General features: G+C 73.2%; 20 protein-coding genes and 1 pseudogene. 13 read left to right on the top strand and 8 right to left on the bottom strand.

Annotated features, from left to right (window positions below):
• Positions 1–50 precede the first annotated feature (50 nt).
• Positions 51–533, top strand: a complete 483-nt coding sequence (locus ACZ58X_RS37475; protein WP_470338039.1) for an SRPBCC family protein — start codon at positions 51–53, stop codon at positions 531–533.
• 98 nt (positions 534–631) lie between these two features.
• Positions 632–1,054 (top strand): SRPBCC family protein, encoded by a 423-nt coding sequence (locus ACZ58X_RS37470; protein WP_470338038.1) that lies wholly within the window; start codon positions 632–634, stop codon positions 1,052–1,054.
• A 78-nt stretch (positions 1,055–1,132) separates the two neighbouring features.
• On the opposite strand, the gene ACZ58X_RS37465 is transcribed toward ACZ58X_RS37470, so the two are convergent.
• Positions 1,133–1,777 (bottom strand): TetR/AcrR family transcriptional regulator, encoded by a 645-nt coding sequence (locus ACZ58X_RS37465; RefSeq protein ID WP_470338037.1) that lies wholly within the window; start codon positions 1,775–1,777, stop codon positions 1,133–1,135.
• A 177-nt stretch (positions 1,778–1,954) separates the two neighbouring features.
• Between ACZ58X_RS37465 and ACZ58X_RS37460 the strand changes: the two genes are divergently transcribed.
• Together ACZ58X_RS37460 and ACZ58X_RS37455 are read left to right on the top strand one after the other, a co-directional pair.
• Positions 1,955–2,656, top strand: coding sequence for an SDR family oxidoreductase (locus ACZ58X_RS37460; RefSeq protein ID WP_470338036.1), 702 nt, complete (start codon positions 1,955–1,957; stop codon positions 2,654–2,656).
• A gap of 45 nt (positions 2,657–2,701) precedes the next feature.
• Positions 2,702–3,124 (top strand): tautomerase family protein, encoded by a 423-nt coding sequence (locus ACZ58X_RS37455; protein ID WP_470338035.1) that lies wholly within the window; start codon positions 2,702–2,704, stop codon positions 3,122–3,124.
• A gap of 6 nt (positions 3,125–3,130) precedes the next feature.
• Here ACZ58X_RS37455 and ACZ58X_RS37450 read toward each other — a convergent pair whose 3' ends face one another.
• From ACZ58X_RS37450 to ACZ58X_RS37435, 4 genes are all read right to left on the bottom strand, one after another.
• Positions 3,131–3,556 carry an SCO4402 family protein gene (locus ACZ58X_RS37450; protein ID WP_470338034.1) on the bottom strand — a complete coding sequence of 142 codons (426 nt, stop codon included), beginning with the start codon at positions 3,554–3,556 and terminating at the stop codon, positions 3,131–3,133.
• 91 nt (positions 3,557–3,647) lie between these two features.
• Positions 3,648–4,088, bottom strand: a complete 441-nt coding sequence (locus ACZ58X_RS37445) for a hypothetical protein (RefSeq protein WP_470338033.1) — start codon at positions 4,086–4,088, stop codon at positions 3,648–3,650.
• Between the two features lie 59 nt (positions 4,089–4,147).
• Entirely contained in the window at positions 4,148–4,324 is a 177-nt protein-coding gene (locus ACZ58X_RS37440) for a hypothetical protein (protein WP_470338032.1), read from the bottom strand.
• Positions 4,321–4,713, bottom strand: a complete 393-nt coding sequence (locus ACZ58X_RS37435; RefSeq protein WP_470338031.1) for an ATP-binding protein — start codon at positions 4,711–4,713, stop codon at positions 4,321–4,323. The genes ACZ58X_RS37440 and ACZ58X_RS37435 overlap by 4 nt, the downstream gene beginning before the upstream one ends.
• Positions 4,714–4,960: 247 nt before the next feature.
• Between ACZ58X_RS37435 and ACZ58X_RS37430 the strand changes: the two genes are divergently transcribed.
• The 3 genes from ACZ58X_RS37430 (at position 4,961) to ACZ58X_RS37420 (ending at position 6,361) form a co-directional block, all read left to right on the top strand.
• Positions 4,961–5,815, top strand: a complete 855-nt coding sequence (locus ACZ58X_RS37430; RefSeq protein WP_470338030.1) for a helix-turn-helix domain-containing protein — start codon at positions 4,961–4,963, stop codon at positions 5,813–5,815.
• Positions 5,812–6,021, top strand: coding sequence for a DUF397 domain-containing protein (locus ACZ58X_RS37425; RefSeq protein ID WP_470338029.1), 210 nt, complete (start codon positions 5,812–5,814; stop codon positions 6,019–6,021). Before ACZ58X_RS37430 ends, ACZ58X_RS37425 begins: the two co-directional genes overlap by 4 nt.
• A 70-nt stretch (positions 6,022–6,091) precedes the next feature.
• The gene (locus ACZ58X_RS37420; RefSeq protein ID WP_470338028.1) at positions 6,092–6,361 is read left to right on the top strand and encodes a DUF397 domain-containing protein; all 270 of its coding nucleotides are present in this window, start codon (positions 6,092–6,094) and stop codon (positions 6,359–6,361) included.
• Between the two features lie 57 nt (positions 6,362–6,418).
• On the opposite strand, the gene ACZ58X_RS37415 is transcribed toward ACZ58X_RS37420, so the two are convergent.
• Positions 6,419–7,195: an SDR family oxidoreductase gene (locus ACZ58X_RS37415; RefSeq protein ID WP_360234612.1), complete on the bottom strand. Its 777-nt coding sequence runs from the start codon at positions 7,193–7,195 to the stop codon at positions 6,419–6,421.
• Positions 7,196–7,367: 172 nt separating this feature from the next.
• Between ACZ58X_RS37415 and ACZ58X_RS37410 the strand changes: the two genes are divergently transcribed.
• The 5 genes and pseudogenes from ACZ58X_RS37410 (at position 7,368) to ACZ58X_RS37390 (ending at position 13,401) form a co-directional block, all read left to right on the top strand.
• Entirely contained in the window at positions 7,368–8,225 is an 858-nt protein-coding gene (locus ACZ58X_RS37410) for a helix-turn-helix transcriptional regulator (protein WP_470338027.1), read from the top strand.
• A gap of 39 nt (positions 8,226–8,264) precedes the next feature.
• A pseudogene (locus tag ACZ58X_RS37405) lies at positions 8,265–9,185 on the top strand (aminoglycoside phosphotransferase family protein).
• 498 nt (positions 9,186–9,683) lie between these two features.
• On the top strand, positions 9,684–10,571 hold the full coding sequence (locus ACZ58X_RS37400) for a LysR family transcriptional regulator (protein WP_470338026.1): 888 nt from the start codon (positions 9,684–9,686) through the stop codon (positions 10,569–10,571).
• Between the two features lie 156 nt (positions 10,572–10,727).
• Positions 10,728–11,993, top strand: a complete 1,266-nt coding sequence (locus ACZ58X_RS37395; protein ID WP_470338025.1) for an alpha/beta hydrolase — start codon at positions 10,728–10,730, stop codon at positions 11,991–11,993.
• A gap of 601 nt (positions 11,994–12,594) precedes the next feature.
• On the top strand, positions 12,595–13,401 hold the full coding sequence (locus ACZ58X_RS37390) for a hypothetical protein (protein WP_470338024.1): 807 nt from the start codon (positions 12,595–12,597) through the stop codon (positions 13,399–13,401).
• Between the two features lie 79 nt (positions 13,402–13,480).
• Here the strand turns inward: ACZ58X_RS37390 and ACZ58X_RS37385 are convergent, their stop codons facing one another.
• Together ACZ58X_RS37385 and ACZ58X_RS37380 are read right to left on the bottom strand one after the other, a co-directional pair.
• Positions 13,481–14,035 (bottom strand): hypothetical protein, encoded by a 555-nt coding sequence (locus ACZ58X_RS37385; protein ID WP_470338023.1) that lies wholly within the window; start codon positions 14,033–14,035, stop codon positions 13,481–13,483.
• 178 nt (positions 14,036–14,213) lie between these two features.
• On the bottom strand, positions 14,214–15,203 hold the full coding sequence (locus tag ACZ58X_RS37380; RefSeq protein ID WP_470338022.1) for an ArsR/SmtB family transcription factor: 990 nt from the start codon (positions 15,201–15,203) through the stop codon (positions 14,214–14,216).
• Between the two features lie 106 nt (positions 15,204–15,309).
• Here ACZ58X_RS37380 and ACZ58X_RS37375 point away from each other — a divergent pair, with 106 nt between their 5' ends.
• The gene (locus ACZ58X_RS37375) at positions 15,310–16,179 is read left to right on the top strand and encodes an alpha/beta fold hydrolase (RefSeq protein WP_470338021.1); all 870 of its coding nucleotides are present in this window, start codon (positions 15,310–15,312) and stop codon (positions 16,177–16,179) included.
• The last annotated feature ends 19 nt before the right edge of the window (positions 16,180–16,198 follow it).

Below are 16,198 nucleotides of genomic sequence, written 5' to 3'. Positions count from 1 at the left end.
TACTCTCCAATTCAATTGGATGGACCCATCCAAAACCAGGAGGATCCGCTGTGGCCGTGCTCAACATCCACGAACGCACCATCCCGGCACCGGAGTCGACGGTCGGCGCACTCCTCGACGGCCTCGCCGGCCCGGACGACCGGCTCTGGCCCGGCCGCGACTGGCCCCCGCTGGAGCTCGACGGCCCGCTCGCGGTCGGCGCCTCCGGCGGACACGGGCCGGTCCGCTACCGGGTCGTCGGATACCAGGCGGGCCGGTGGGTGCGGTTCCGGTTCAGCGGGCCGCGCGGGTTCGACGGGTTCCACGAGTTCACCGTCCAGCCCGCGAACGGCGGTTCGCTGCTGCGCCACACCATCGCGATGCGGCTGCACGGCCCGGGGCGGCTGACCTGGCCGCTGGCCTTCCGCTGGCTGCACGACGCCCTGCTGGAGGACTCCCTCGACCGGGCCGTCCTCGCCTGCGGCGCCGCCGTGGACTCCCCGGCGCGCTGGAGCTCCCCCGTACGGCTGCTGCGCCGGCTGGCTCACCGCTGACCACACCACGCCCCCTGGCGCCCGCCCATGACGCACCGCCAGGATGGTTCCCGACCAACGGGAACAGCGGACGAGAGGCGGCGAGGGCCATGGCGGTCATGACGGTCAGCACGGTGGTGGAGGCCCCGGACGACCGGGTCTGGGAGCTGGTCGGGGACTTCCACGCCCTCGGCGAGTGGCACCCCCACCTGCCGGCGAGCCGACTCGGCAACGAGCTGACGGGCAACGCGATCGGCGCGGTCCGGGTGTTCGAGTTCGACGGCGTGGTGCTGCGGGAGACCCTGGTCGCCTACGACGACGGGGCCCGCGCCTACAGCTACAGCTTCCCCGCCGGGACGTTCCACTTCGACGACTACCGCGCCACCCTGCGGGTCACCCCGGTGACCGAGCTGGGCGCCAGCTTCGTGGAGTGGAGCGTGACGTACGACATCGAGGCGGAGCACCGCAAGGAGTCCACCGAGCGCGTGCACGGCGTCTTCACCACCGGCCTGGCCGCCCTGCGGGAGCGCTTCGCGGGCTGAGGCGGCGGCGGGGGCTGCACGGGAAGTCGACCCGGTCGACTTCTCGTGCACGGGCCGCCTGCCGGGCAGTCCCTCGCCCTATGCCGGTGACGCGCCCCCGCCCCCGTCCGCGTCCTCGTCCTCGTCCGACGCGGCCAGGCGGTGCCGGGCCGCGGCGAGCAGCTCGCCGGACAGGCCCGGATCGTCGCTCGCCCGGGCGAGCATCAGCGCGCCGACCATCGTCGACAGGTCGGCGAGCGCCGCCTCGCGCCCGGCCGGGTCGGGCAGCTGCTGGAAGCCGTCGACCAGGTCGCGCAGCCCGGCCGTGAAGGCGGTGCGCAGCGGGGCGCCGGGTTCGGCGCGGGCCGCGTCGGCGGCCAGGGCGGCAGCGGCGCAGCCCTGGCCGGGGTGGTCGCGGTGGAGGGTGGAGAGGTAGCGGGCGAGGAACTCGGCGCGGGGGGTGCGCGGCTCGCCCGAGGGGTCGTCCGCGGAGCCGTCCGCGCGCTGGTCCACGAGGGCGTCCATGGCTTCGCGGCGTTCGGCGAAGGCGGCGGTGAGGGCCTGGGCGACGAGGTCGTCCTTGGACGAGAAGTGCCGGTAGAAGCCGCCGTGGGTGAGCCCGGCCGCGGCCATCGCCCGGGGGACGCTGACCTGCTCGGAGCCCTTCTCCCGGATCAGCCTGGCGGTGTGGTCGATGACCTCCTGACGGTGGCGTTCGGCCTCGGCGCGTGAGACGCGGGGCATGTCCGCGCTCCCTTCGTCGTCCTGTGGTGGTGTCCTGGCGATCCCCGGCGGTGCTCCCGGTGGCGTTCCCACTCTCCCATCCGGGCCTCCTTGCCCATTTTAGATGATGCCCATAATCTAAAACCGCGACGCCCCGGCACCGGGGCACCGCCCTTCCCGAGAGCGAGGAACACGCACATGACCGTGATCGAAGGCTCCACCGCCCTGGTCACCGGAGGCCTCCGCGGCCTCGGCCGGGCGTTCGTCGGCGAGCTGCTGGCCCGCGGCGCGACGAAGGTCTACGCCACCGCCCGCACCCCCTCCCCCGGCGAGGACGCCCGGGTCGAGGCCCTCGCCCTCGACGTCACCTCCGACGCCTCGGTCGCCGCCCTGGCCGAGCGGGTTCAGGACGTCGACATCGTCTTCAACAACGCCGGCGTCCTGCACCCGGGCGCCCTGCTGACCGCCGACCTGCGGCACGTCCAGGACACCTTCGACACCAACGTCCTCGGCCCGCTGCGGATCGCCCGCGCCTTCGCGCCCGTCCTCGCCGCCCGAGGCGGCGGGGCACTCGTCGACATCCACTCGGCGCTGTCCTGGGGCGCGGGCGCGGGCGCGTACGGCGCCTCCAAGGCGGCCTTGTGGTCGCTCACCAACTCGCTGCGCCTGGAGCTCGCCGCCCAGCACACCCAGGTCGTCGGCGTGCACCTGGGCTTCGCCGACACCGAGATGGTGGCCGCTCTGCCCGTCGACAAGCTCCCGGCCGACGAGGTCGCCCGCATCGTGCTGGACGGCATCGAGCGCGGTGACCGCGAGGTCCTCGTCGACGACGTCTCCCGGTCGTTCAAGGCCGCGCTCTCCGGGCCGGTGGAGGGCCTGACCGTTCCCTTCCACCGCTGAGTCCGGACCCCACCGCCGCCACCACCTTCACCGAGGAGCACACCCATGCCCCTGTGGCACGTCTACCACCCTCCCGGCACCTACAGCCCCGAGCAGAAGCAGCGGATGGCCGCCGACATCACCGGCGTCTACACCCGCTTCGGGCTGCCGAAGTTCTACGTGATGACGCTGTTCCACGAGATCGGCGCCGACGACTTCCACGTCGGCGACCGGCCCACCCAGGACGCGGTACGGATCGTGGTCGAGCACATCGCCCGCCACACCGAGGACCCCGACCTGCGCAAGCGCACCCGGGAGGCGCTCGCCGCCGTCCTCGCGCCCCACACCACCGATCGCGGCCTGTACTGCGAGTTCCACGTCGACGAGACGCCCCGCGACCTGTGGATGATGGACGGGATCTCCCCGCCGCCGTCCAACAGCGAGGCCGAACAACTGTGGGTGCGGGAGAACCGCCCGATCCCGTACTGAGCGACCCTACGGAGTGCCGTGCGGCCAGGCGTGGCCGGCCTCGTGCAGGTTCGCCAGCGCCAGGTAGTCGTTGCTCAGCATCACCTGAGCCAGCCGGGCCGCCGCCGAGACGACGTCGGGCCAGCCGGGGGCATCCAGGAACACCTCGTCGCGAGCCCGGGCGCCGACCGCGTCCTGTACGGCGCTGTAGGCGGCGCCGAGCCGGGCCATCAGTTCGACCTCCTGCTCGGTGCGCAGGCTCAGGCCGAGGTGGCCCGCGGGCTCGTGCGCGTCGCAGAAGTCGTCGAAGAGCACGTGGACGACGTGGTCGAGGTCCTCCAACTGCCCACGGTCGAGCCACACTTCCCGCTGCCAGGTCGGGCTGGCCAGCGAGACGACGGCGGGCACGACGTGGAGCCGGAAATGAGGAAAGGCGATTCCGTGATCGATCACGGGCCGACGGTACCCACACAGCACTCGATCGGGCAGTGATGAAAGAGTGCTGCTCCGCGGGCTCACCCGAGGGGGACAGTTCGGACAACCGCTAGAGGGCCAGCACGAACCAGCCGGCCACCGAGACCGCTACGGCGACCCGGCCGAGGGCAACCGCCGCCCGCCCGTACTCCGGCCCCCGTGCCCGCTGGAAGGCGGCGATCAGCGCGCTGATCGCCGCTACCGGCATGAACAGGAACGCCAGGAACCAGGGCCATCCGCCCAGGGAGAGCGCGGCGAGGAGGCCGAGGATCAGCAGCGGCAGCCACACCCCAGCCACCGTGAACCCGGCTGCGGCGCAGGCGACCCGGAACCGGTCCTGGCGCCGGTAGAAGACCGGCGCGGCGCAGACGGCGGAGGTCAGCAGTCCGACGGCGGAGAGGAAGAGCCACAGGCCGACCCCGTACATCGGCGCGATGACCACCAGCGGCGCGAGGAGCACCGCACTCGCCATCCCGGCCGACCACCGCGCACTCGCGGGCACCACGGCCATGCCTCCCCCTTCCATTTGAACGCGTTCAAACCTAGCACGCGGGGAGACTGGGGCGGCGGTCAGGTGGATTCGGCGTCGCCGATCGCGGCGAGCAGCTGTCGGCGGACGGCGGCGGAGGCACAGGGCGACCGACGGGCCAACTCCACGTCGAGTCGCCGACGTTCGGCCCGGAGGAGCCGGGCGACGGGGGCGCGGGAGCAGTGCTGGAACCAGAAGTCGCGGAGCCGGTCGATCACGCGGCCACCTCGCCCCAGACGATCTTGCCGATGGGCCGGCGCGGGCAGCAGCCCCAGCGCTCGGTGAGGGAGTCGACGAGCTGGAGGCCTCGCCCGGTCTCGCCGTCGAGGCCGGGCGAGGAGAGGGAGGGGAGGCGGTCGCCCCGGGCGTCGTGGACCTCGATACGGAGGCGGGTGGGGTCGACGTCGAGGGCGAAGTAGATGAGGTGGCCGATCGGGGTGCCGTGCAGGACGGCGTTGGTGACGAACTCGGTGGTGACGACGAGCCCGGAGTCGAGGAAGCGGCCGCCGTGCGGGGTGGAGGAGAGGAGGACGGCGAGCCGCTGGCGCGCGATGGCGGGCGAGCGGCGGCTGCGCGGGAGCCAGATGGTGGAGGAGGTTCGAGACATGGCGAAGTCACCTTCCAGGACGAGGGGTTGAAGCCATGCGACGGCCGAGCGGAGGCAAAGGAATGCCCGGCGGTAGACCCGTCGTGATCACCCAGACGACCCGAAGGACTACTCCCTGTAGCATGCCCTGGCGAAGCAATTGCATGCAACTGCTCGCACCATGCAATTGCTCGATCATGAACCGAGATTGGACTCCGGGAGTGATGGCAAACTATGCAAGGAAGCGACCGGCCAGGGAGTGTGACGCATGAGCAGTCCGACCGTGCTGCGGCGTAGGCTCGGCGGCGAGCTTGGCAAGTTGCGCGCGTCGCGCGAGATGAACGCCAAGGACGTGGCCGCCGCGCTGGGTTGGTCCGCGTCGAAGCTGAGCCGCATCGAGAGCGGGCTCGTGCCACTACAAGAGCGCGACGCCGCGAAGCTCTTGGCCCACTACGGCGTCACTTCGGCCGATGAGGTGAAGCACTTCCTCAGCCTGACGCGCCAGAGCCGCCAGCAAGGTTGGTGGCACGCGTACGGCGAGGCATTGCCGGACTGGTTCCGCGCCTACGTGGGCTTCGAGTCCGACGCCGCGAAGATCGAGACCTATCAGTGCGAGCTGGTTCCAGGGCTTCTACAGACCGAGGAATATGCGCGGCACGTGATCCGTGCGATGAACCCGACTGAATCCGCCGAAGAAGTGGATCGGCGGGTCGCCCTGCGGATGGATCGGCAGCAGATCCTCGATCGCCGCGAGCCTCCGCAGCTGTGGGCAATCATCGGCGAGGCCGTCATACGGCGACCGGTCGGCGGCAGCCAGACCATGGCTGAGCAGTTGAATCACCTTGCCACGATGGCGGATGAGCACCCACACATCACCATTCAGGTCCTGCCGTTCTCTGCCGGTGCACACGCGGCCATGGGCGCTTCTTTCTCCATCCTCTCGTTCAACGACATCCCCGGCAGCGTGGCGTACTCCGAGGCAACCACCAGCAGCATCTACTCGGAACGGCCTCACGAGATCGCCCGTCACGAGGATGCCTTCCACCGCCTTATGGCGTCGTCGGTTCAGCCCGAGAGGTCCATCGCATGGTTGAGGGAAGTCGCAGAGGAGTACTCCCCGTGAATCACGAATTCCAGAAGGCCGGTTGGCGCAAGAGCACCTACAGCAACGGCCAAGGTGACTGCATCGAGATCGCCGACGGACTCGACAACATAGTCCCGGTCCGGGACAGCAAGGACCCCCACGGCCCCGCACTCGGCTTCACCCCAGAGGCCTGGCAAGCGTTCGTGGCCGGTCTCCGAGCAGGCGACTTCCCGGCCACCAACTGACCCAGTACCGTGGGCTGCCCGGGCTGCGCGGGCAGCCCACACCAACTGGCAGCCTCAGGAGGTCCTGCACGTGTCAGTCGGCCTTGAATGGCGAAAGAGCAGCTACAGCAACCCCTCCGGCGGGGACTGCGTCGAAGTCGCCTCGACACTCCCCATCGCCTGGCGCAAGTCGAGTGCCAGCAACCCGAACGACAACTGCGTCGAGTTCGGCCAACTGGTCAGCACTGTCGCCGTCCGGGACAGCAAGGACCCGCACGGCCCCGCGCTCACCTTCTCCCCCGACGGCTGGCAATCCTTCATCGCCGGCATCCGCTCCGACGACTTCCCCACCGCCCCCTGAAACACCACGGGCGGCCCCGCGCAGTGTGCGCGGGGCCGCCCGTGTGGGGGTTGCGGCTCAGCTGGGCTGGCCGGTGGGCATCACCGTGACCTGCTGGAGGTTGACCCGGGGCGGCAGGGTGGCGATGAAGCCGACGGTCTCCGCGACGTCCTCCGGGGTGAGCCACTCCATGGCGGCCTTCGCGCCCTCCAGCCAGTCCAGCGCGCCCTGGTCGGTGACGTGGCTCTGCAGCTCCGTCCCGACGATGCCGGGCTCGACCGCCGACACCCGGACCTTCTTCGCGCCCAGCTCGGCCCGCAGGGTCCGGGACAGGTGGCTGACGTACGCCTTCGTGCCGGAGTACACCGCGAAGGTCGGGAAGATGTTCTGCGCCGCGATGGACGAGGTGTTGATCAGGTCGGCCACGCCGCGCTCGGCGGCCGCCTTCACCAGCTGCGGGGTGAACACGCCGATCGCGTTCATCAGGCCGGTGATGTTGAGGTCGATCTGCTGCTTCCACTGCGCGGTCGCCAGCTCCTCGATCGGGGCGGGCAGCATGACCCCGGCGTTGTTCAGCAGCAGGTCTGCACCGCCGAACTCGGCCGCCACCCGCGCCGCGGCGGCCTGCATCGCCTCGACGTCCGTCACGTCGGCGGCGATGGCGACCGCGCTGCCGCCGTTCTTCTCGATCCGCTCGACCAGTTCGGCCAGCCGCTCCGCCCGCCGCGCCAGGACGACGACCCGGGCGCCCAGCGCCGCCAGCTTCTCGGCCGAGGCCGCACCGATGCCGCTCGAAGCCCCGGTGACGACGGCGACGCGGCCGGCGAGCGGAAGGGAGGTGGTGTTCGTGGACATGTCTCTTACGCTCCAGGGGTGTGGGTTTCGGCCGCCGTTCCCGGTCGGCCGCAGATCCAGTACAGCCCCCGCGCCGGCCCCTCGGGACGCCATAGCTGGCCCTGCCCAGGCAGGTACTGCCAGGGCCACCCAGGACCGCCCGCCACCCCGCCCCCGCACCGACAATGGAGTCATGGACCGCACCAAGGAGATCGCCGGCTTCCTCCGCTCCCGCCGCGCCCGGGTCACCCCCGAGACCGCCGGGCTGCCCGCCGACGGGCGGGTCCGCCGGGTGCCCGGGCTGCGCCGGGACGAGGTGGCCCGGCTGGCCGGGGTGAGCACCGAGTACTACACCCGCCTGGAGCAGGGGCGGGCCCTCAACCCGTCCCCCGAGGTCGTCGACGCGATCACCCGCGCCCTGCGCCTGGACGACACCGAGCGCGAGCACCTCACCGACCTCCTCCACGCCGACCCCCGGCCCGCCGCCCGCCGCGCCCCGGCCACGGCCCAACGGGTCCGCCCGGGGCTGTACTTGATGCTGGAGACGCTCGACCGCGTCCCGGCCTTCATCCTCGGCCGACGCACCGACGTGCTCGCCTCCAACCGGCTCGCCCGGGAGGTCCTCACCGACTTCGACGCCCTGCCCGCCAACCGCCGCAACCTGGCCCGCTTCTACCTGCTGGACCCCAAGGCCCGGGAGACCGTGGGTGACTGGGAGCGGCTCGCCGCCGAGACGGTGGCCATGCTCCGGTTCGAGGCGGGCCGCTACCCGCAGGACCGCCGGCTCGCCGACCTGGTCGGCGAACTCACCCTCCAGGTACCGGAGTTCACCGGCTGGTGGAACGACCACCGGGTGCTGCGCCGCACCCACGGCGCCAAGCACTACCACCACCCCCTGGTCGGGGAGCTGCACTTCTCCTACGAGTCCTTCCAGGTGCCGGGCGACGCGGAGCAGACGCTGTGCGTCTACAACGTCGAGCCGAACTCCCCGACCGCGGAGTCCCTCCGGGTGCTGGCCAGCTGGACGGCGCCCACGATCCCGGCCCCCTAGGCGTAAGCCGTCTCACGGCACCCAACTACCCTTCCCTCCATGCCCCGTACCGAGATCGAGATCACCGAGGACCTGGTCCGGCAGCTCCTGCGCGACCAGCACCCCGACCTGGCCGACCTTCCGCTGCGGCTCGGTGCGCTCGGCTGGACCAACCAGATGTGGCGGCTCGGCGAGGACCTCGCCGTCCGGCTGCCCTGGGAGACGGAGACGGCAGGAGCCCTGCTGCGCAAGGAACATGACTAGCTGCCCGCCCTCCCCCAGCCCCTCCCGCTGCCGATCCCGGCACCCCGGCGCCTCGGTGAGCCGTCCGAGCGATTCCCCCACCCCTGGCTGGTCACCACCTGGGTACCGGGCACGCCCGCCGACCTCGCCCCCGCCACCCGCGCCGAGGCGTCGGCCGAATCCCTGGCCGCCTTCCTGACCGCCCTGCACCGGCCCGCCCCCGCGTCGGCACCCACCGGCGCCAGGGGCGGGCCACTGGCCGACCAGGCCGAGCACGTCACCAGGGGGCTCGCCTCGGCCGCCGCCATGGGGCTGGTCCCCGACCCGGAGGCCGTCCGCGCCGTCTGGGACGACGCCGTCACGGCGCCCACCTGGGCCGGCCCGGCGCTGTGGGTCCACGGCGACCTCCACCCGGCCAACGTCCTCACCGCCGACGGCACCCTCTGCGGCGTCGTCGACTTCGGCGAACTCTGCGCGGGCGACCCGGCCGGCGACCTCGCCGCCGCCTGGTCCCTGCTCCCGGACGGCGGCGTCGAGCTGTTCCACCGGGCCTACCGGCCTGCCCAGGACCCGGCGACCCTGCGCCGCGCCCGCGGCTGGGCCGTCATGCGCGCCCTCGGCGGCGTCCACATCGGCGAGGCCGGCCGCCACGGCCGCCCCGGCGGCAAGACCACCTGGGGCCCGCCCGCCCACGCCGCCCTCCGCCGCCTCGCCGCCTACGCCCGCACCCGGCTGTAGCGGACGGCTGCATCCGCTGGGGGCACGCGCTCACCGCACCGTCGGGGAGCGCGGCACCCCGCACACCGAGTGCACGTCCGAGCGCGGCACCCCGCCCGCACACCGAGTGCACCGTCCGAGCGCGACCCCGCTCCCAGCCGCCTCCCGGGCCGTCCCGCGCGACCTCCGGGGTGCCCGTCCCGCGGGACCTCCGGGGTGCCCGTCCTGCCCCACCCGCCGACTGACGGGTCGGCGGGTGGGGCAGGAGCGGCACCGCCGGCCGGGGTGGCAGCAGCGGCCGCCGCAGGATCCGTGGTCTCGCGGAGGATGCTGCGCGCCGGATCTCCCCGTTCCGTTCGGCCGGACGCGTGCAGAAGGCCGAATGACGTGCACGCCGAGACGTCACTCGGCATACCCCCGTCGCCATTCGCGATGGCCTGTTGCACGCGCCCACTCTGGGTTCGATCACCGGACAGCACAAGTGAATGTTTCTTGACTGCACCTCGTAGCATCACTGAGATGTTGAACCTCGAACGCTTGCGGGTGCTGCACGCGGTGGCGACGACCGGATCCGTCGTGGGCGCGGCCCGGCTCCTGCACGTCACCACGTCGGCGGTCTCGCAGCAGATGGCGCGACTGGAGCAGGAGACCGGCGCCCACCTGGCGGAACGTCAGGGCCGGGGCATTCGCCTGACCGAGGCCGGCACCCTGCTCGCCGGGGAGGCCGCGGAACTGCTCGCGCACGTGGAACGCGTCATGGCGACGATGGCGCAGCACCACGGACTGGTGACCGGCGACCTCACGATCGCGGCCTTCCCCACCGCCGCCCGCGCGCTGCTCCCGTCGGCCCTGCGGGCCCTGCGGGCCCGGTACCCGGACCTGACGGTGTCGGCGCGGGAGCAGGAACCGTACGAAGCCGTCCCGGCGGTGCGGCGCGGGCTGCTCGACCTGGCCGTCGTCGAGGACTGGACCGGTGATCCGCTCGCCCTGCCCCAGGGGCTGGACCACCGCGCCCTCCTCGACGACACCTACGACATCGCCCTGCCCCCGGACCATCGGCTCGCCGGCCGCCCGACGCTGAGCTTGGCCGACCTCGGTGATGAGCACTGGATCACCTCGAGCGACGGGCAGCTGTGCCACGCATGGCTGGTGCGCAACATCAAGCGTGCCCGCATCGCCCACACCGCCTCGGAACACCCCACGCAGTTGGCGCTGGTCGCGGCAGGGCTGGGAATCGCCATCATCCCGCGCCTGGGACGTGAACCGGCCGCCGCTCCGGTACGGTTCGTGCCCCTGGTGGACGCCCCGCGGCGCCGGGTCTTCGCCGTCTGGCGTTCCACCTCGACCGCGCGTCCCTCGATCGGCGTTGTGGTCGATGCGCTGATCGAAGCCTGTCCGGCCGGCTGAGAGCCGTCCCGTCCGGATGTCGGCCCGGCGCCCGGCAGCGGACGGGTGCTACCGCGACGGCGGCCACGCCCCGCACTCCCAGGTGGCGGTCAGCGAACCACCAGCGAACGGTCAGTCTCTCAGCCCCTTCTCATCCACCGCCCCTAGCCTCCGCGCATGAACGTCTCGCTGCTCGACGGCTGGTTCCCCTGGACCGTCCAGGCCGCCGCCCTCGCCCTGTTCCTGACCGCGGTGGGCCTGCGGGACCGGGCGTGGCAGCGCAAGTGGGGGCCGATCGCGCTCGGTACGGCGCTGGCGGTCACCGCGCTGCTCGCCGTCGCCGTCCTCACGCTGTCCGGGATCACCGACCCGATCCCGTTCGGGGTGTGGCTGTGGAGCGGGGTGGCGATCGCGGCGTTCGCCGTCCTGGGCTTCGGCTGGCGCGGCGCGCGCTGGTGGCGGCGGGCGCTGGTGGTGCCGACCGTCCTGCTGGCGCTGTTCTGCGCCGCGAACAGCGTGAACATCGCCACCGGCTACTACCCGACGGTCGACGACGCGATCGGCGAGCTCAGCGGGCAGCCGCTGCCGGACCAGATCACCCTGGCCGAGGTCTCCTCGATCCACGGGAAGACGACGACCGGCCGCATCGTCCAGGTCGACATCCCGGACACCGCGAGCGGCTTCACCCACCGCCAGGAGCTGGTCTACCTGCCGCCCGCCTGGTTCCGCAGCAAGACCCGGCCGAAGCTGCCGGTGCTGGAGATGATCGGCGGCGAGTTCGCGGCGCCCGACAACTGGATCCGCTCGGGCAACGCGGTGAAGACCGCCGACGAGTTCGCCGCGAAGCACAACGGCTTCGCCCCGATCCTGGTCTTCGTGGACGCCACCGGCGGCTTCCGGGTGGACACCGAGTGCGTGGACGGCCCGCACGGCAACTCCGAGAGCCACCTGCTCAAGGACGTCCCCCCGTACGTCCAGAAGACCTTCAACGCCGCCACCGACCCGCACAAGTGGGGCGTGGCCGGCTGGTCGATGGGCGGCACCTGCGCCGTCGACCTGGTCGTCGAGCACCCCGATGTCTTCACCCACTTCGGCGACTTCTCCGGCGACAAGGGCCCGTACATCGGCGACAAGGACCACACCGTCCAGGAGCTGTACGGCGGCAACGCGGCCGCCTGGGCCGCCCACGACCCGCTGACGGTGCTCGCCCACCACCCCAAGTACCAGGGCGTCTCCGGCTACTTCGGGCAGGGCGACGAGGAGCACGGCCAGATCGAGTCCGCGAAGGCCCTGGAGGCGGCCGCCAGGAAGGACGGCATCCGCACCACCGCCGCCGTCGGCTCCGGCAAGCACAGCTGGCAGACCGGCTCCGCCACCTTCGCCCAGGCCCTCCCCTGGCTCGCCGCCCAACTCGGCGTCCCGGGCACCCACCCGCAGCCGTGACGGGCCGGACACCCCGCAGCCGAAACCGGCCGGGCACCCCGCAGCCGTAACGGGGCGGACACCCCGCGCGACCTGCCCCGACCCGGACCGTGGGTGGGATCACATCCGCCCCGCGGCCGGGAGGAAGCCTTGGCATCGGCGACCCGGCCGGGGCGGGCCGGCGCCGCCCCGAACGGGCACGACCCACCGCCGCTTCCCGGCCCCGGAGCCCTGGATCCGGTGCCCGCCAAGGGATCCGGCCGCCCATCGACCGCCCCGACGGCACTCCCCCGCCGGACATCGGTTCCGCCGCGGTCGCACACATGTTCACCACCAGCCCGCTGCAACCGCCGCATTCGCCCGCGCGCCGGGCGGAATCCCGCTTTGCGACCGGCGCCGCCGTGTCATAGGTTTCGTCCGCCGTCGACGCGGCAGCCGCTCTGACCGTTCCTCAGACCCGCGGTGAGCTGCGGAGCCAGGGGGCCTGACGGCAGCAGCAACGGGGGGAACAGCCATGCCGAGTGCCCGCAGTCACGGGTCGGCCGGGCGGCGGGGCCGGGTGGCCGGCGCGCCACCGGCCCCGGCCCCGCTCCACGACACCGGACACCCGAGGAATCGTCACGTGCGCAGCAGCACCCGCCTGGTCACCGTCACCGCCGCCGCCCTGCTCTGCGCGGGCGCCCTGAGCGCCTGCGGACCGGACGACGGCGGCCAGGACGGCGGCCGGAGCGCCGCCCCGGCGGCGCCGACCACCGCGGCGCCCGCCACCGGCACGGCCAGGCCCACCGGCGAGGGCGCCAAGCCCAGCACCGGCGCCGACCAGGGCAAGGGTGTCCCGGCCAAGGCCTGGGCGGACACCAAGAGCATCCCGATGGACGAGACCTACCACTTCGCCCCGCTGGCGGCCAACGCCAAGCCGGTCACCGGACCGATCGGCTTCAAGGGCATGGAGCTGTGCCACGCCGCGCCGCCCAAGGGCGACGAGTACATGTACACCGACGGCGCGGCGCGGGCCAAGGCCGCCGTCGGCTTCGGCGGGGACCGCTGGACGGCCCAGCAGACCGTGGACTTCTGGGGCGACCCGACCCACAGCAGCGGCAACGCCCAGACCGCCAAAGCGATCGAGCGCGGCCTGGTCGAGGCCGTGACGAACTGCGCGCGGACGACGCCGGGCGCCACGGTCAAGGTGACCAGCGCGACCGACGCGCCCTACTTCGCCGCCACCGTCACGGCCCCGCAGCCGGACGGCTCCACCGCCACCCTGCACGAGTACGTCGTGCTGGGCGGCGGGGCGGTCACCGAACTGTCCGTCTGGGCGAGCGCCAAGGGCGGCGCCCAGCCCAAGGACGCCTGGAAGGCGCCCGAGGACAAGTACGTCGCCACCGGCATGACGGCCCCGCTCTGCGCGGCCTTCCCCGGCTGCGCCTGACGTACCGACAGACCGCCGCCAGGCCCGTCCGGCACAGGGGACCGGACGGACCTGGCGGCATCCCCTCAACCCCGCGGGGTCACAGCCCCAGGCGGCTGAGCGCCGTGGTCCAGTCGCCGGCGATCGCGCTGCGGGCGGCGTCCAGGGTCACCTTGTGGCCGCACACCGCGTTCTTCAATCTGGTCTCGACCGAGTCCTTGCTCTGCGCGGGCTCGTTGCCGTAGCGCGGCTCGGGCCACAGGTTGCGCGGGTCGCGCGGGTCACCGCCGAGTTCCAGCGGGACGAAGTGGTCCTCCTCGTAGTCCGAGGGGTTGGTGTCCGAGTAGCCGTACTGGGCGATCTGCTGGGTCTTCAACGCGTTGGTGTAGCTGGTCGGCGGGCGCACGGTGGCGGTCCAGCCGGAGACGCAGATGGTCTGGCCGATGGTGGCCTGGGTGACCGCCGGGTTGTACGCGCCGGGGGTGCAGGACGGGTCGGGCAGCGGCAGGTACGCCTGCGAACAACTGGCGGCCGTGCCACCGGACTTGCCCGGCCTGTGGGTGGCCGTGGCGGCCTGCGCGGTGCCGGTGGCGAGTCCGGCGGCGGCGAGGGCGGCCACCGCGGCGATGACGGTGAGACGCTGACGGAGCATCATGGGGGAAGCTCTCCCGGTCCGGCCCGGCCGTTCGCCGGGCGACTGTGCCCATGACAGCACCGCCCGCACGACGACCGTCAGGTCCGGGACGTGAACGAGTGGTGTCCACCCCCTCCACATCCGCCCGGCCCCGCCGGAGCCGGACCCGCCCGCCCGACCCCGGCGGGGGCTCCGGCCCTCAGCCCCCGGACCCCGGCCGAACGGCGCCCGCCTCCCCCACCAGCACCGCCCCCACCGCCGTCCGCAGGTGCAGCGCGTTGCGCCCGCTCCGCCGGGTGGCCACCAGCCCCGCGCCGCGCAGTGCGCCGAGGTGCTGGGAGACGGCGCTCGGGGTGACACCGAGTCGCTCGGCGAGCTGCGGGGTGCTCAACGGCTCGCCGAGCACGGCGAGCAGCTCCGCCCGGGTGCGCCCCAGCACGGCGGCCAGCCCGGCGGAGGACGGCCGGGGCTCCTCCCACAACAGCCCGACGCCGGCCGCCGGGTAGCGGATCGAGGCGGCGGCGCGCGGGGAGTGGTCGACGATCACGTCCGGCCAGCCGAAGACCGACGGCAGCAGGGCCAGGCCGTGCCCGCCCGCCTCGACCGTCCACACCGACCCGGTGCGACGGCGGCCGTGCACCAGCAACTCGCCCTCCCTCCAGACGACATCACCGTGCAGCTCGGCGAACAGCCCCTCCACCCCGCGGTCCACCAGGGTCACCGCCCGGCGGCCCAGGTCCGCCTCCAGCAGGGCCCGCATCCGCCCCCAGTGCGGGGCGACCAGCGCACCGTGGAAGCGCTCCAGCGCATCGGCGACCCGGCTCAACAGCTCAGCGGTGTCCGGCAGTTCACGTGCCCGGGCAGCGCCCAGCGCGGCGACGCACTCGGCCGCCGCGTACGCCGGATCGGTCGCCCGCAGCCCGGCCAGTTCGGCCTCGAAGGAGGGCAGTCGCACCTCCGGCACCGGGAACAGGAAGGACGGCAGGCACCCGGCCAACAGGGCGCGCAGCAGCGGCAGTTCGGGCTCGCGGGCGAGCAGCGGCCGGGCCCCGCGCACCCACCCCCGGTGCACGTCGTGCCCGCCGACCCCGAGCGTCAGCCGCAGCCCGAGCACCGTCTCGGCCAGCGGCGAGACCGCGAACCGCACCCGGGCGACCTCCGCCGCCGACAGCCGGATCTCCACCGCCACGCGGCCACCGCCCCTCGATCACCCGGTCCTCGATCACCCGGTCCTCGATCATTCAGTCCTGGCTGAACGATAGCCGTGCGCGCGCCGGCCCTCCAGGCTGTCCGCCATGGAGTTCCTCACCTCGTACGACGGCACCGACCTGGCCTTCCGCACCCTGGGCGACGGCCCGCCGCTGCTCTGCCTCCCCGGCGGCCCCGGCCGCGCCGCCGAGTACCTCGGCGACCTCGGCGGCCTGAGCGCCCACCGCACCCTGATCCTGCCCGACACCCGCGGCACCGGCGCCTCCGGGACACCCGCCGACCCCGCGAGCTTCCGGGTCGACCGCCTGGTCGCCGACGTCGAGGCACTGCGCCGCCACCTCGGCCTGGACCGGATCGACCTGCTCGGCCACTCCGCCGGCGGCGCCCTCGCCATGCTCTACGCGGCCGCCCACCCCGACCGCCTAACCAGCCTCACCCTGCTCACCCCCTCCTTCGCCGCCGTCGGCCTGCCCTCCGACACCGGCGCGCGGGAGGTGATCGCCGCCCGGGCGGGCGAGCCCTGGCACGCCGAGGCCGTCGTCGCGTACGACGGGATGCGGTCCGCCACCACCTTCGCCGAGGCCGCCCGGCACCGCTTCGCCTTCGAGCCGCTGATGTACGGCCGCTGGGACACCGCGGCCCGCGCCCACGCCGCCGCCGACCCGGCCCAGCGCTCCCTGCCGGTCAGCGAGCACTACTACGCCGACTACACCCCCGACACCGAGGAGCTGCGCCGCCGACTGGCCGCGCTCACCTGCCCGGTGCTGCTGCTCGCCGGGGAGGTGGACCTGTGGCCCACCGCCGCCTCGGCCACCGCGGCGGCCTCGCTCTTCCCGGACGTCACCCTCACCGTCCAGCCGGGCGCGGGCCACTACCCGTGGCTGGACGACCCGGCGGCGCTCACCGGCACGGTCGCGGACTTCCTCACCCGGGGCGACGAACGGACCGCGGCCTGACCACGCGCGCCTGACCGCG

Source organism: Kitasatospora sp. NPDC040550 (genome assembly GCF_055594965.1).
Note: the sequence above shows the minus strand (reverse complement) of the source record. Positions and strands in the feature narration are given on the sequence as shown.

Coding starts and splice junctions, on each gene's coding strand:
- ACZ58X_RS37470 (WP_470338038.1), top strand. CDS start 632: ATGACGGTCAGCACGGTGGTGGAGGCCCCGGACGACCGGGTCTGGGAG.
- ACZ58X_RS37465 (WP_470338037.1), bottom strand. CDS start 1,777: ATGCCCCGCGTCTCACGCGCCGAGGCCGAACGCCACCGTCAGGAGGTC.
- ACZ58X_RS37460 (WP_470338036.1), top strand. CDS start 1,955: ATGACCGTGATCGAAGGCTCCACCGCCCTGGTCACCGGAGGCCTCCGC.
- ACZ58X_RS37455 (WP_470338035.1), top strand. CDS start 2,702: ATGCCCCTGTGGCACGTCTACCACCCTCCCGGCACCTACAGCCCCGAG.
- ACZ58X_RS37445 (WP_470338033.1), bottom strand. CDS start 4,088: ATGGCCGTGGTGCCCGCGAGTGCGCGGTGGTCGGCCGGGATGGCGAGT.
- ACZ58X_RS37435 (WP_470338031.1), bottom strand. CDS start 4,713: ATGTCTCGAACCTCCTCCACCATCTGGCTCCCGCGCAGCCGCCGCTCG.
- ACZ58X_RS37430 (WP_470338030.1), top strand. CDS start 4,961: ATGAGCAGTCCGACCGTGCTGCGGCGTAGGCTCGGCGGCGAGCTTGGC.
- ACZ58X_RS37415 (WP_360234612.1), bottom strand. CDS start 7,195: ATGTCCACGAACACCACCTCCCTTCCGCTCGCCGGCCGCGTCGCCGTC.
- ACZ58X_RS37410 (WP_470338027.1), top strand. CDS start 7,368: ATGGACCGCACCAAGGAGATCGCCGGCTTCCTCCGCTCCCGCCGCGCC.
- ACZ58X_RS37400 (WP_470338026.1), top strand. CDS start 9,684: ATGTTGAACCTCGAACGCTTGCGGGTGCTGCACGCGGTGGCGACGACC.
- ACZ58X_RS37395 (WP_470338025.1), top strand. CDS start 10,728: ATGAACGTCTCGCTGCTCGACGGCTGGTTCCCCTGGACCGTCCAGGCC.
- ACZ58X_RS37385 (WP_470338023.1), bottom strand. CDS start 14,035: ATGATGCTCCGTCAGCGTCTCACCGTCATCGCCGCGGTGGCCGCCCTC.
- ACZ58X_RS37375 (WP_470338021.1), top strand. CDS start 15,310: ATGGAGTTCCTCACCTCGTACGACGGCACCGACCTGGCCTTCCGCACC.